The sequence below is a fragment of the Corynebacterium sp. EPI-003-04-2554_SCH2473622 genome, assembly GCF_001665955.1.
GTDB lineage: Bacteria > Actinomycetota > Actinomycetes > Mycobacteriales > Mycobacteriaceae > Corynebacterium > Corynebacterium pseudodiphtheriticum.
In genome coordinates this window covers 17,733-29,871 of the sequence record NZ_LZMN01000041.1, presented here as the reverse complement: position 1 = coordinate 29,871, position 12,139 = coordinate 17,733, and the positions used below count along the sequence as shown (strand labels likewise).

Annotated in this window: 19 protein-coding genes, 1 tRNA gene and 1 pseudogene; 14 read left to right on the top strand and 7 right to left on the bottom strand. The window is 52.1% G+C overall.

The features are described 5' to 3' along the window. Positions 1 to 36: 36 nt before the first annotated feature. Both rsmD and coaD read left to right on the top strand, forming a co-directional pair. Entirely contained in the window at positions 37 to 618 is a 582-nt protein-coding gene (rsmD, locus tag A5774_RS04095) for a 16S rRNA (guanine(966)-N(2))-methyltransferase RsmD (protein ID WP_023019582.1), read from the top strand. A 98-nt stretch (positions 619 to 716) separates the two neighbouring features. Beyond that, positions 717 to 1,214: a pantetheine-phosphate adenylyltransferase gene (gene coaD / locus A5774_RS04090; RefSeq protein WP_023019581.1), complete on the top strand. Its 498-nt coding sequence runs from the start codon at positions 717 to 719 to the stop codon at positions 1,212 to 1,214. Here the strand turns inward: coaD and A5774_RS04085 are convergent. Further along, positions 1,211 to 2,041, bottom strand: coding sequence for a DUF368 domain-containing protein (locus A5774_RS04085; RefSeq protein ID WP_023019580.1), 831 nt, complete (start codon positions 2,039 to 2,041; stop codon positions 1,211 to 1,213). The two genes, coaD and A5774_RS04085, sit on opposite strands and share 4 nt — an antisense overlap. A 155-nt stretch (positions 2,042 to 2,196) precedes the next feature. Between A5774_RS04085 and A5774_RS04080 the strand changes: the two genes are divergently transcribed. Further along, positions 2,197 to 2,273, top strand: a tRNA-Leu gene (locus tag A5774_RS04080). 170 nt (positions 2,274 to 2,443) lie between these two features. On the opposite strand, the pseudogene A5774_RS04075 reads toward A5774_RS04080, so the two are convergent. After that, positions 2,444 to 2,800, bottom strand: a pseudogene (locus A5774_RS04075) (IS256 family transposase); the annotation flags it as partial. A 131-nt stretch (positions 2,801 to 2,931) separates the two neighbouring features. On the opposite strand from A5774_RS04075, the gene A5774_RS04070 reads away from it, so the two are divergent. The 10 genes from A5774_RS04070 to A5774_RS04030 all read left to right on the top strand — a co-directional run bounded on the left by A5774_RS04070 (position 2,932) and on the right by A5774_RS04030 (position 7,860). Beyond that, positions 2,932 to 3,258 carry a hypothetical protein gene (locus tag A5774_RS04070; RefSeq protein WP_027017797.1) on the top strand — a complete coding sequence of 109 codons (327 nt, stop codon included), beginning with the start codon at positions 2,932 to 2,934 and terminating at the stop codon, positions 3,256 to 3,258. 183 nt (positions 3,259 to 3,441) lie between these two features. Then, positions 3,442 to 3,984, top strand: a complete 543-nt coding sequence (locus tag A5774_RS04065; RefSeq protein WP_027017798.1) for a hypothetical protein — start codon at positions 3,442 to 3,444, stop codon at positions 3,982 to 3,984. Positions 3,985 to 4,359: 375 nt separating this feature from the next. After that, entirely contained in the window at positions 4,360 to 4,641 is a 282-nt protein-coding gene (locus tag A5774_RS04055) for a hypothetical protein (RefSeq protein ID WP_027017800.1), read from the top strand. 157 nt (positions 4,642 to 4,798) lie between these two features. Continuing rightward, positions 4,799 to 4,930, top strand: a complete 132-nt coding sequence (locus A5774_RS11830) for a hypothetical protein (protein WP_255364722.1) — start codon at positions 4,799 to 4,801, stop codon at positions 4,928 to 4,930. A gap of 312 nt (positions 4,931 to 5,242) precedes the next feature. After that, positions 5,243 to 5,635: a hypothetical protein gene (locus A5774_RS04050; protein WP_155896229.1), complete on the top strand. Its 393-nt coding sequence runs from the start codon at positions 5,243 to 5,245 to the stop codon at positions 5,633 to 5,635. Continuing rightward, positions 5,616 to 5,993 (top strand): hypothetical protein, encoded by a 378-nt coding sequence (locus A5774_RS11480; protein WP_027017802.1) that lies wholly within the window; start codon positions 5,616 to 5,618, stop codon positions 5,991 to 5,993. Before A5774_RS04050 ends, A5774_RS11480 begins: the two co-directional genes overlap by 20 nt. Before the next feature lie 74 nt (positions 5,994 to 6,067). Further along, entirely contained in the window at positions 6,068 to 6,376 is a 309-nt protein-coding gene (locus tag A5774_RS04040; RefSeq protein WP_027017803.1) for a TM2 domain-containing protein, read from the top strand. A gap of 122 nt (positions 6,377 to 6,498) precedes the next feature. Next, positions 6,499 to 6,696 (top strand): Arm DNA-binding domain-containing protein, encoded by a 198-nt coding sequence (locus A5774_RS11925; protein ID WP_051619256.1) that lies wholly within the window; start codon positions 6,499 to 6,501, stop codon positions 6,694 to 6,696. Positions 6,697 to 6,845: 149 nt separating this feature from the next. Beyond that, positions 6,846 to 7,574 (top strand): site-specific integrase, encoded by a 729-nt coding sequence (locus A5774_RS04035; protein WP_051619257.1) that lies wholly within the window; start codon positions 6,846 to 6,848, stop codon positions 7,572 to 7,574. A 22-nt stretch (positions 7,575 to 7,596) separates the two neighbouring features. Further along, complete coding sequence (locus A5774_RS04030; protein WP_231892337.1) at positions 7,597 to 7,860, top strand: hypothetical protein; 264 nt, start codon at positions 7,597 to 7,599, stop codon at positions 7,858 to 7,860. Positions 7,861 to 7,901: 41 nt separating this feature from the next. On the opposite strand, the gene A5774_RS04025 is transcribed toward A5774_RS04030, so the two are convergent. From A5774_RS04025 to A5774_RS04015, 5 genes are all read right to left on the bottom strand, one after another. Further along, positions 7,902 to 8,129: a hypothetical protein gene (locus A5774_RS04025; RefSeq protein ID WP_021352245.1), complete on the bottom strand. Its 228-nt coding sequence runs from the start codon at positions 8,127 to 8,129 to the stop codon at positions 7,902 to 7,904. Then, entirely contained in the window at positions 8,119 to 8,277 is a 159-nt protein-coding gene (locus A5774_RS11475; RefSeq protein ID WP_208853940.1) for a hypothetical protein, read from the bottom strand. The genes A5774_RS04025 and A5774_RS11475 overlap by 11 nt, the downstream gene beginning before the upstream one ends. Before the next feature lie 425 nt (positions 8,278 to 8,702). After that, positions 8,703 to 8,930, bottom strand: coding sequence for a hypothetical protein (locus A5774_RS04020; protein WP_027017805.1), 228 nt, complete (start codon positions 8,928 to 8,930; stop codon positions 8,703 to 8,705). Beyond that, positions 8,920 to 9,054 (bottom strand): hypothetical protein, encoded by a 135-nt coding sequence (locus A5774_RS11825; RefSeq protein ID WP_255364721.1) that lies wholly within the window; start codon positions 9,052 to 9,054, stop codon positions 8,920 to 8,922. The genes A5774_RS04020 and A5774_RS11825 overlap by 11 nt, the downstream gene beginning before the upstream one ends. A gap of 527 nt (positions 9,055 to 9,581) precedes the next feature. Then, positions 9,582 to 9,908: a hypothetical protein gene (locus tag A5774_RS04015; protein WP_155896230.1), complete on the bottom strand. Its 327-nt coding sequence runs from the start codon at positions 9,906 to 9,908 to the stop codon at positions 9,582 to 9,584. Positions 9,909 to 10,269: 361 nt separating this feature from the next. Here A5774_RS04015 and A5774_RS04010 point away from each other — a divergent pair, with 361 nt between their 5' ends. Further along, positions 10,270 to 12,138: a site-specific DNA-methyltransferase gene (locus tag A5774_RS04010; RefSeq protein ID WP_035000550.1), complete on the top strand. Its 1,869-nt coding sequence runs from the start codon at positions 10,270 to 10,272 to the stop codon at positions 12,136 to 12,138. The last annotated feature ends 1 nt before the right edge of the window (position 12,139 follow it).

Below are 12,139 nucleotides of genomic sequence, written 5' to 3'. Positions count from 1 at the left end.
CGGTTTGCCAGGTTTTCGCCGGTTACACTGGTGGGCATGACTCGGATTATTGCAGGCAGTGCCCGTGGCAGAAAGATTGCGGTGCCCGCAGAAGGTACTCGCCCGACTAGTGACCGCGCCCGGGAGGGGCTGTTTTCTGCGCTGAATGCGCGTTTGGAGTTTCCCGGCGCGCGGGTGTTGGATTTGTTTGCTGGTTCCGGCGCACTGGGCCTGGAGGCTGCCAGCAGGGGAGCAGACCGGGTGGTGCTTGTCGACGCCAGCCAGGAGGCCTGCGAAATCATCCATGGCAATGCTGCCGTGTTGGCTGATGTCGGCGCCCAGATTGATGTGGTTGCCGCACCCGCGCTGGATTATGTTGCACGCACTGGTGAGCGCTTTGATCTGGTGCTGGCGGATCCGCCGTATGCGGTAGGCAACGACGAGCTGGCAGAGCTGTTGGATCAGCTACCACGGGTGCTCAACCCAGATGCGATGGTGGTGATCGAGCGGGAAGTGCGCTCAGCGGAAGCTCCGTGGCCAGAAGGCTTTGTTCCGACCACGCAGAAATTGAAACGCCGCACCTACGGCAAAGCGCGGATGGATATGGCCAACTACCGTGGAACTGAGAACGACGGCTGATAATTATAAGCCTGCTACTAACACCCCGAAATTGAAATTTCAGACTGAAAATTCCGGGGCCTTGGCTTTCCGAATACCCAGCAACACAAGGAGAAGCAATGAGCGATAACACCCAGCAGAATAAACGCACCACGGCAGTGTGCCCGGGATCGTTTGATCCGGTGACCATGGGGCACGTGGATATCATCACCCGTGCTGCGCAGTCTTTTGATCACGTCACGGTGCTGGTGACAGCTAACCCGAATAAGAAGGGGTTGTTTAGCGTCGAAGAGCGTATGGAGTTGATCCGGCGTTCTGTTGATTGTGACAACGTCAGTGTCGATGCCTGGAGTGATCTATTGGTGAAATACACCGATGAGCACAACATTGATTGTTTGGTCAAAGGCCTGCGCAGCTCGTTGGATTATGAATACGAGCTGCCGATGGCGCAGATGAACAAGCGGCTATCTGGCATTGATACCTATTTCTTGCTCACCGATGAAAAATACGGTTATACCTCTTCGTCGTTGGTCAAAGAGGTCGTCCGCTTTGGCGGCGATGTTTCGGACCTGTTACCGGAGCCAGTTTCCAAAGCCATCGCCGAAAAGTTTGGTTAAACCTGTACCTTCTTCTTCGTTTGTGTGCGGTCGGCGATAACGAAGGCGGCGACAATGGCCGCGCCAAGCAGCATCATCAGGATGAGCGTCAGGAAGTTCGCGTCACCGTCGCCTTGCCAGGGCCAAATCGCGCGCAATGAGCCGACCATCAGGCCAGCCATGGCCACTAGGGTCAGGGTGCGGTGCTGGTCCAGCAAGTAGTTGATGACCTTCACGAAGGCCACCAGTCCGGTCAGTGCGCCAGCGGCGAAGACAGCCAGCACGGTGAGGTCGCGGTCGGAGACCGAGCCGATGACGAAGTTGTACAGGCCCAGGGTCAGCAAGATCAGCGAGCCGGATACACCCGGCAGCACCAGGGCGCAGACCGCAATAGCTGCGGCGAAGAAGACCGTGATCAGTGAAGGATCCCGGTTCGGTTCGGAGGTGAACCCGGTAACGAATGCGACGAGCCCGGCGGCGATCAGGAACGTGATGATGGCCGGGCCTTTCTTTTTGCTCAGGTCCTCGTCAATCATCATCAGTGGCACGATGATGGAGACCGCCACCATGCCGAAGAATAGGGCGCGGGCAACATCTGGGGTGCCTTCCACGAAGGAGCTCAGGATGCCGGATAGGCCGAATACGGCGGCGAACATGCCGACGCCGATGGTGAGCAGGAAGATCCATTCGACTTCGCGGAATTTTGCTTTCAGCAGCAGGTTGGCGTTGTGGAGGGCGCGTTCATAGATGCCCACGATCAACGCGACGGTTCCGCCGGATACGCCGGGAACCAGTTCTGCGGAACCGATTAGCGCACCGCGCAGAATGTTGAGGAGATGAGTAACCATGCGCGCTATTATATGCATCGTGTGGCGCCAGTAATGGCCCGACCGGGAAGTGTCGGTAATTGGTAGCTGTTGCCATTCGATAAAGGTCACGAAAATAGCTTATGAGCAGCTGATTAGTTAATTAAGGGGATGGTGTTATAGGCTATTTAGCGCACGCCCCAGTAGCCCAATTGGCAGAGGCAACGGATTCAAAACCCGTCCAGTGTGAGTTCGAGTCTCACCTGGGGCACCATCTTTAACCCGAGCTGCCAGGCAAAATGCCAGGTAGTTTGGGTATTTTTTGGTTTTCGGTTCAGTTTGGTTTGGTCTGATTTAGGCCGGTTCTGGGTCAAAGTGGGTCAAAACTGGGTCAAAAATGGGGCTCAACGACAAAAGTGTGTTTTACGGCGTGTCGCCAATTCCCTAGATCTGGCCTTTCCAGATACCGATTGAGTGCGTGTATTCAACATCGATACCCGGGTCGTATAGGGCTGGCTGACCAAGTAGCTGGTTGGTGTGGTTTTCTTTGTGGATCAAGGCATTGACTTTGGCGAGTTGGTCTTGGCCCCAGTTGCACTGCCTGGCGATCTCTAGCGGGTCGTCAGGCAGTTGTGTTTTGAGATAAAGCCACCAATCGATCATGCGGCGTTGGTGTTCTAGGGTTAGTCCTTGGTGGGTGTTGGCTAAGCGTTTGACCTCGGCGTTGATTCCGCCTTCTAGGGTGTTGGTGGTGGACTTGAGTCTTTCAGGTTGAAGCGTTGCTGGTGGTGGGGCGAGGTAGGACACTTCATACAGGACCGAAATGGCAATGGACAAAGCTTTAGATCAGGTTGATCAGGCTTTAAAAAGTTATGATGAATTAGAACGAGTTACAGTGATAAGCCAGGATAAACAAGAGGTGGTGAGGAGTCGTGTCGACTAGTGCAGGAATCACTACCGATGCTCCCGTTGGTCGCGTGCTGACGATTTTGTCTGATGTTGATAGGGTGCGTGAACTCGCTTATGACAATGATCGTGACTGTTACCGATTCGTTGTGGATGGCGGGGCTTCGGCTACGTTGTCCGAAGAACTAAAAATCTTCGACGATGAAATCGAGACTTGTTTCGCCATTTATGAGTCAGAGGATCTAAGTGCGCAGCGTTTTTTGTTTGATGTTCTTTCTAGCTTGTTGAACTTTCGAGTAACCATGTTCGCACCTGATTCTGATGAAGTGGTTGCGGAGTCAAACGGTTACTAACGAAAAGCATTCGCTAATCTAATCTGAATCTTTGGCCACCTCTGTTTTTATGGGGTGGCTTTTGTGCTATCTGGTGATATTTCGTTGAGATTCGATTCCTCTTTAGCGCGCAACCCCCACACCACATGGTTGGTGGCGGGGGCTTTTTCATGCCCAAAATTAGATAACCCAGGAGGTTACGCAATGGCAGAAGAAACCACCGCCACCAACGACGGACAAAACGAAGCCGCCGAGGTGGCCCAGCAGGACCCCGCCCAGGACGAGGGGAACTCAAAAACAGAGCGCACCACCGAGTCCTACCAGCAAGAGCCTGAAAAATTACGCAAGGAAAACGCGAAATACCGCACCGAACGTAACGAGTATCGAGCCGATGCTGAAAAGTTCCGTGAAATGCAGGACGCCGAGAAGACCGAGCTGCAGTGCGCCCAGGAAGCACTGGAAGCAGAGCGCAATAAAACTACACAGTTCCAGGTGGAGCTTGCCCGGTCGAAGGCACTGTCAAAGTATGGAATCTCGGAGGAAAACGCAGATCTGCTTGGCTCGGACCCGCAGAAGTTCGATGACAACGCGAAGCGTCTTGGGGAGCTACAGGCGCAGGCTGCTAAGCGTGCCGCACCTCCGTCAGATTACCCAGTGGACGAGATGAAGCCAGGTGCTTCCTCGAAGGAAGATGCCCCGGATAATTCATTTCCTGATGCGTGGCCGGTGCACGGCAAATTCGTATAACTAACAAGGTTCCTTAAGGAGGGATTTTTGTAATGTCCGCTTTCCGGGGGCAGGCCCTGTGTTGTACGGGGCGGGATCGGCCTACGAATAATGGCGATATGCTGTTGCATTTGGCCTCGACTCGCGCGGGCCATGGGTGGGATTCTCGGTATTCTGGTGCGTCGAAGTTTCCTCGGGGTGGTCAGAGCAAAAAGATTGTTGACGCCGTGCGTGATCTTTTAGAGTCTAAGGAGATCAACGCGAGGAAGAATGGTGATAAGCGTACAATTTCTGGTGAGGTTGACGGTGTAAAGATTCGGGTTGTGTACCGGATTAGGGACAATGAGCCGTATGATATGACAGCCTATCCCGTTTCAGGAAAGTGGGTAGAAAGAAATGAACATTGACGCACGACATGTCGACGGTTTTGAGCTGTTTGACTATATTGCTGACAGAATTAATATCTCTGCTGAAGATTTGGAGGACGCCCGCATGGATAGGGATGCTGGACATCCTGAGATAGGGATTGCTTTTTTGTTTACTGGCATATTGGGGCCGGTCCCGAGGAGTGTGGTTAATTTCATTGCGCCGAATTGGGACAATATTAAGCGTGCGCGTGATTGGGCTGATGATTACCTTCAGGCTGTAAACATGAATGGTATTGATGAATCTGCTTAGCTTTCTGTAATTGAGATGGCACCACCTTGGTGGGGGTTTGGGTAAGTACTGGTGCGCTAGAAACAAAACCCGGGGCACTTCAAATTGAATTCGAAATCCGTTGTGTAATTAGTGAATCTGGTACGACGGTTCTACATGTGGAGGAAAGGCAGTCAAGATGTCTGATCGGTATAAGGAAATGGGCTTGGAAATGCTGCCGAATAAGCACTACGGCGCTTGGTCGCATGAGCCTCGACCCGGTCTTGCTATGGTCTACCGCACGCGGGATAAAGTTATCCCGGTTATTTGAATGTGAATGCGACTCGGGCCATAAATCCTGCGGATACGTTTTCTCCTTCGATTGCGCTTTGGTAGGTTTTTCGCGTGCAGCCGATAAGTTTGGCCATTTCGCTGTTGTTTTTCTTAGTGATCGTTGTAGGCTGATGAGCGCTTCTGTTTTTGCTTTTATTCTTGTTGTCATTGGGTCCTCCTTGCTTGGCATGACTTAAATTTAAGCCATTTTGGCGTTGTGGTCAACCAGTTACACACATAGGGGTGGCTTATTATCAATCCATGCAGGTCAGCTTGATTTTTTCTGGCTTATTTTTGTACCATTTATGACATGCAGGAAAACATGGCACTGCCTGAATGGGTAAGCGAAACGACGGGCAATGACTCCTGGCGCCATGTCGCGGAAAAGCTACACACGACACACAGCACGATTCAGCGGCGCTTAAAAAACAGCGAAGCCGATGCAGTAGTGGAACTAGCTTCAGCATATGGCGTTAACCCCATCCCCGGGCTGGTTGCAGCTGGGTCCATAACTAGGGAAGACATCATGGCTTACGCTGCCACTTATGCGGTAGAAGACCTCGATGATGTTGAGCTAGCTCGAATCATGGTTGAGCGGCTAGAACAACGCGAAAAGGAAAACGAGATGCCGCTTAATGCCGTCGCATACAACGGGCCGGATGAGGACGCAGAAAGGGGGTTTAATGACGATTACAGCGGTTGAACTTCACCGACTAGCGGAATCGCTGAATGTACGGATCGTCAGGCATGACAACGGCCCACCCGGCTGGTACAACCACGACAAGCGCATAATCAGCACCAGGCGCGGCCAATCGATAACCCAATACTGCAGCGCCCTAGCCCACGCCTACTACGGTGATACGCCAACCGGTAATGGGCACTTCGATCAGCGGCAAGAACACCGCGTCGATCAATTCGCCGCAAGGCTACTCATAAACGCCGAAGAATTTGAAAACGCTGCGATCTGGCACCAAGGACACCTGCCTGCCATCGCGGATGAACTCGAAGTAGCCCAGCGCCTACTAAAGGTATGGCTACGTAATACCGAACTCGCGGCCTAAACAGCTTTTCGACCACACCCGCGGGGCAATGTCGTAAAACTTGGATCACATTCTCTTCCCGAAAGGAACCACTCATGACCAACCCATACTCCAACCAACAGCAGCAGGTTGACCCCGCAGTGCTACAGCGGGCGCAAATGCAATACGACGACCGCAAAAAGAACCAAACCGTGATGTGGCTGCTCTGGCTATTCCTCGGCTATATCGGTGCCCACCGCTACTACCTGGGCAACACCGGCTATGCCATCGGCATGACCTTGACCCTTGGCGGCCTGGGCATGTGGGCACTGATTGACGCGTTCCTTATCAATAAGGCGTATGCGCGTAAAAATGATGAGATTCGTCATCGGGTTTTTGCTGAGAATGGTGTCGCGAATATGTAGTTTCGCCATATAAGAAACGCCTCACGTGAGCGGCAACTCAATGCGTGAGGCGTATGGACAGCTAGCGTCAACTAGCTGCGATTAGTCCCCATTGGTAATGAAAGGACAAGGCTGATTTTAGCATGGCATCAGTGATCGCGTACTCCACTGCGCGTGGAAAAAGGTGGCAAGTCAAGTATGTAAAACCAGACGGCAAGACCACGACGAAGCGGGGTTTTGCTCGTAAGGCGGAAGCGGAGCGGTGGGCGGCTCAAAATACTTTAGATATGGATTCCGGGAAGTGGGTGGACGCTAAATCCGCCAAAACTACAGGTGTCTGACCTGTCCGGGTTGTGGTTAACGAATGTGGACAAGCTGAAACCATCATCGCAGCGGGCGGTTCGTGTTGCGTGGTCTAAGCATGTGGAGCCAGCGTGGGGGCATCGCACGGTGCGGGGGGGGGGGTAAGCCGTCGCATGTGCAGGAATGGGTGAACACGCAGGAGCGTGGGGCGGGAACAATCCGCCGGAATCATAATGCGCTGGCACAGATACTCGACATTGCGCTCAAGGATGGGCTGATCGACTCGAACCCGGCGCGGGGTGTGCGGCTGCCGGCGGTACCTAAGGGCAAGAAAGTGTTTTTGTCCATGGGGGAGGTGGAGCGCCTGGCGGATATGTCGAAGTATCCGACGATTGTGTGGACATTGGCGACGGTGGGGCTTAGATGGGGTGAGCTAGCGGGATTGCAGGTGGGTGATTTGGATTTGAAGCGGGGGCGTATCCATGTGCAGCGTAACGCTGTAACAGTGGGGAAACTGATCGAGGTTGGCACGCTTAAAACTGGTGAGTCGCGTGTGGTGGCTGCGCCGGGTTTTGTGTGCGAGATGCTGCGTAAGCAGGCGCGGGGGAAGTTGCCGACGGCGTGGCTTTTCCCGGCGCGTGATGGCGGGCCGATGCGGTTGCCGGATAGTCGGGGCTGGTTTTCGGTGGCTGCGAAGTCCGCCGGGGTTGATCTGACTCCGCATGGGCTTAGGCATGTGGCGGCAGGTCTGCTGGTATCGGCGGGGGCGAATGGGAAGGTGGTGCAGCGCCAGTTGGGGCATGCGTCGGCGGCGATGACGCTGGATGTGTACGCGGATTTGTTTGATGATGACTTGGATTCTGTGGCTGTGAAGCTGAATGAATTACGTGGGTCAAATCTGGGTCACGTGGGCTAGTTTTGGGGCGTTTTTGCTGGCTGTGCGGTTGCGCCTAGTGTGTTGCGATGAAAAACGGATTTTCACCTGTGATGATTCAACTGTATATAATGACATCGTTGACTGGGATGCCGGAAATAAATTACAAGGGCTAATTATTGATTGTGCGGATAATGATCTTACGGTGCCTGAAGCACTTGCTGTTGTTCGCGAAAAATGGGGCCAACCCGATATTGAACTTAGGGTTGATGATGTCAATACCGCTGGCGCGGCGATTCGCGCAGCGTTAGGGATGGGGTCTGCTTAATGAGGGGCCTATGTGAGATCTAGCGGAATTGCGGACTAGCACTATTTACGAAGTTGATGGGGAGACCCGGGCCGGTTCGCGTGCCACTCGCGCACCTCGTCCGCAAGCCATAGCCGTGTGCGGCCTAAAATCATGGCGACGTGCTCTGGGGTGCGGTGATTGGCTGAGTAGTTACGCCACGCTGCGTAGCTCACTCCAATGTGGTCGGCGCAATCTGCGCCGGTCCACAGTTCTTGGCCAGTGTCCGCGTCAATGATCTTAGGCTGCATGTTCCCGCCATTTCTGGACGAGCTGGGCGATCTCAATTGTGAGCGTAACCGCAACGGCGGCCATGACTATCCAGAATAGTGGGGTGTTCCCTAGGGTAACTGCGATAAGTATCGCGAGCACGATTAGTGCGGTGGAAATTTTAGACATGATGTCCATGGTGTGTCCTTTCTGGGTTGTGGTATTTTGAGGGGGTGCGCCCCGGGAGCTGAGTAGTAGAGATATTCAGCTCCCGGGGGGGGGCTTAGCTATCTAGCTCCAGCTTTTTCATCTCAATCTTGTAGTTTGAGATTACTTTTGCTGCTTCTATCGATAGCCGCAAGATGATCGCTAGGGCGATAAGCCGCACCATCGACGTCATCTTTCACCCCCTTCTCTATTTAGTTGTTGTAATGCCTTTCGACCTTACATTAATCATTCCGCCGTACTGGTACGGTATTAGTAAATTGGAATTAAATTAATTTTGTGTCGTTTTCCGGAACTCAAACCGCTCGGTCTTAAGAATTAGGCAGGCCCACGGGGAATCGCTTCGAACCAAGCATCGCTGACAACTGGGAAACGGTTGGAGGGTAATGCTACCGGCGTAGCTGGGCCGGAGAGCCTGGCCGGTTTGCGTGCCAGTGCTTAATATCCTCGGCGAACCACAATGCGCTACGGCCATCGAGCATGGCCACAGGGTCGGGCGTGCGCCCATTCGCGTAGTAACTCGCCCACGTGCGAGTGGTGATGTCGCAGTGTTTGGCGCACTCTACGGCGCGCCAAAGCTCTTTCCCCGTGTCTGCGTCAATGATCTTAGGCTGCATAGTTTTTCCTTTCATTCTTGTCGATGGCAATGCCGACGGCAATGAATGCAGGAATGAAGAACGCGCTTGCGCCCGCCAAGGTCATGATGGTGGCTGCAGCGGTGGAGATGAGTGTAAAACGCATGATGTTCCTTTCGTGTTGTATAGTGAGGGGGTGCCCGGCCATCCTCATTATGGCCGGGACTTTTGTTAGTGGCTATTCGGCACTACTTGCGAGTGTCGAGCCGGATTAAAATCATGACAATCAAGGTGATTGTTGCAATGATGTCTGTGTAATTGACATTCTCAGCTCTTCTATTTAGTTGTTGTAATGCCGTTTCGCCTTATGTTAATCACTTTACCGTACTGGTACGGCATTAGTAAACTTGAATTAAATTAAATTTATGTCGTTTTCCGGCACTCAAAACACATTCAAAACAACCCCTGGCTGCTATCAGGTCGGGAGTTGATTTTATGCCAAAAGGCAGGCGGAAATGAAGGATTATTACCAGGTACTACCTGTTAAAATCTGGCTACTGCTAAAATCCGTATTTCCTTTTGTCGCATATCTCTAATTCAACGACCCACTCAATTATCTGGTCGAACGCAGCCTGGCGTGTGGGAGTGACCAGGTCTTGTCAGATGAATAATGGCGCATCGAATTCCGAAATGTCATGCGGCTAGTCGCTTGCTTAACTCGGTTGCGCGCGATTCCACAGCGTCAATCGGCAGATATTGCACTCGCGAAGCATCCCAAATTTCCTGCGCGCGCTTCAAGGTATCAGATTGCCTGTTACTCTGAGGTTCATAGTAGAAGGCTACGATGTCTGTATCGTTGTCGATTTCGACTCGCGAATTTGCAAATTCTAACTGTGAACTCGTGTTTCGCATTTTCTCGATTTTTAGTGACCAGGCTTCCACATTTGCGAAACGAGTATTCGGACTCGCAGTCGCGAAGTTGAATGCTTCGTTGAGTTCAAGCACTGTGTCTTCTCTCATGACTGCGCAGTTTGGCGTCAATTGATATTGCGCAAGGATAAGAGTCGAATCAGTTTTTATTGCAGTGCGAACAAGTGGCTGATTTTGATAAGCCTTTTGATTTTAGCCCGCAGATTGCGCACATCATTTGCTGGTTGGTTCCTTGCGGGGGTTCTATCAGCTAGATTCAAGCCAATATGGAAACTCCTGATCGGCCGAGGTCTGACCAAAGAAGTCTTGCGCGTAGCCACCGGTCTGTCTGATGCCATCATCGCCAAGATGGGCGGGACGGCAATGTCATAACCAACGTCCTTGCACGAATATGTACGGCAATAGTGGTTGATATAGTGGGCATCTGTGAAGCTACCGAGGAGCCAACGAAATGATCAGACACACTAGCGAACACAACGAAACTGTTAAGCCTAACGACTATGAAATCGAACGGATCCGATCTTTACTACCTGAGTACTTCGACGGTGACGGCAACTTCAAGATTGATCGACTTCAACAGGCGTTCCAAGACGGAGACGTTGATCTCACTCGTGAAGGATATGAGCTGAATTTTCTTGGCAAATCTTATGCGAAGTACCTCACGTCTACAAAGACCGAAACGGTGGTTGTGCCAGACCTTGGGCACAACTCGAAGCCTATAAATGCGGATTCCGAGAATCTTTACATTGTCGGTGACAATCTCGATGCACTTAAACACCTGATCGGCTCCTACGCAGGGAAAGTGAAGTGCATCTACATCGACCCCCCCTACAACACTGGCTCAGACGGATTCGTCTACAACGACGATTTCAGCTTCACCGCGCCACAGCTAGTTGAGAAAGTCGGACTCACCGAAGATGAAGCAGAGCGAGTTCTCGATTTGCGTGGCAAGTCCTCACACTCCGCATGGCTCACTTTCATGTACCCACGCCTGCAACTTGCAAAAGAACTCCTAGCTGACGATGGCGTAATCTTTATCAGTATTGACGATAACGAACAGGCTAACCTTAGGCTTTTGTGTGATGAGGTCTTTGGTGAACAAAACTTTGTCGCAGGATTTGTTGTCGTTCGTTCCGAAGGCGGAGGTCTGGCCAAGCAGGCAGTGATTGGTCATGATTATCTACCGGCCTATTGCAAGAATGTCGACGCCTTTGTTCCACTAGGTCGGCCTAAAGATATACGCGGTCAAGTTATCTCTAAAGGAGGAGAGGACTACTGGGTTGAAACTGACTGGCTTAGAAAGGAGTTTGGAAAGTACGGAACCTGCCCTTATGAAGAGATTGCCGAAATTCTCGGCGAACAAAAGCTTCACGAAGTTAATCAAGAACTAGAGAGCGGGAACTATGTTCTTGTTCCGAAGGGCGGCTACCATCTTGTAGGTAGATTAAGGAAGATTTCCGAGGATACCTCTAAGTTTTACACAGTCCTAAAGAAGTTCGATGGTGACGGGTACGCGAAATATCTTAATAAACTCGGAGTGAATGACCTTGATAGGTTGAATCTAGCCGCCGACTTCAGTTTCCCCAAGCCTGTGGAATTGGTGCGGCAAGCAATTGAAGGCGCAACGATTCGGACAAAAAGCGAGCAGGACATTGTGCTCGACTTCTTTTCGGGTTCCGCTACTACGGCTGAGGCTCTAATGCGCCAGAACGCCAAGGACTCTGGGAATCGGCGGTGGATACTCGTGCAGCTACCTGAAGTTTTAGAACCGACGGCGCATGCTTATAAGACTGGTTTTCGCAAGATTGATGAAATTGGGCGTGAGCGCGTTGCGCGCGCGGCGGCGAAGATAAAGAAAGAAACTGGCGCAGATATCGATTACGGCTTCAAGCTTTACAGGCTGAACGAACCCTCTGGTGGGGTTCTTGACGATCTGTTGACGTTTGATCCAGAGCAGGACGACACGTTGCTGGCTGCCGATTACGTTTCAAAGTTCGATCTGAACGGTACGCCTGGCCATGACACGGTGTTGGCGACGTGGCTGGTGGAGGACGGTCACGGTTTGACCACTCACACGCAGAAGGTCGCCTTGGCTGGCTACAAGTTGGATGTGTGTGGTGATTCTGCTTATATCATTTCGCCAGGTTTAACGAGTGATGATGTGGTGGAGCTTGTTCGCCTGCTTGAGAACGGGGATCTTGCGGTTTCTCGTGTTGTGGTGTTCGGGTACTCGGTCACGTTTGGTGTGATGCACGAGTTGAAGAAGAATCTCTCGGTGCTGAAATCTGGTCGTACCGTGTCTGTGATTGAGAGGCTGTAAG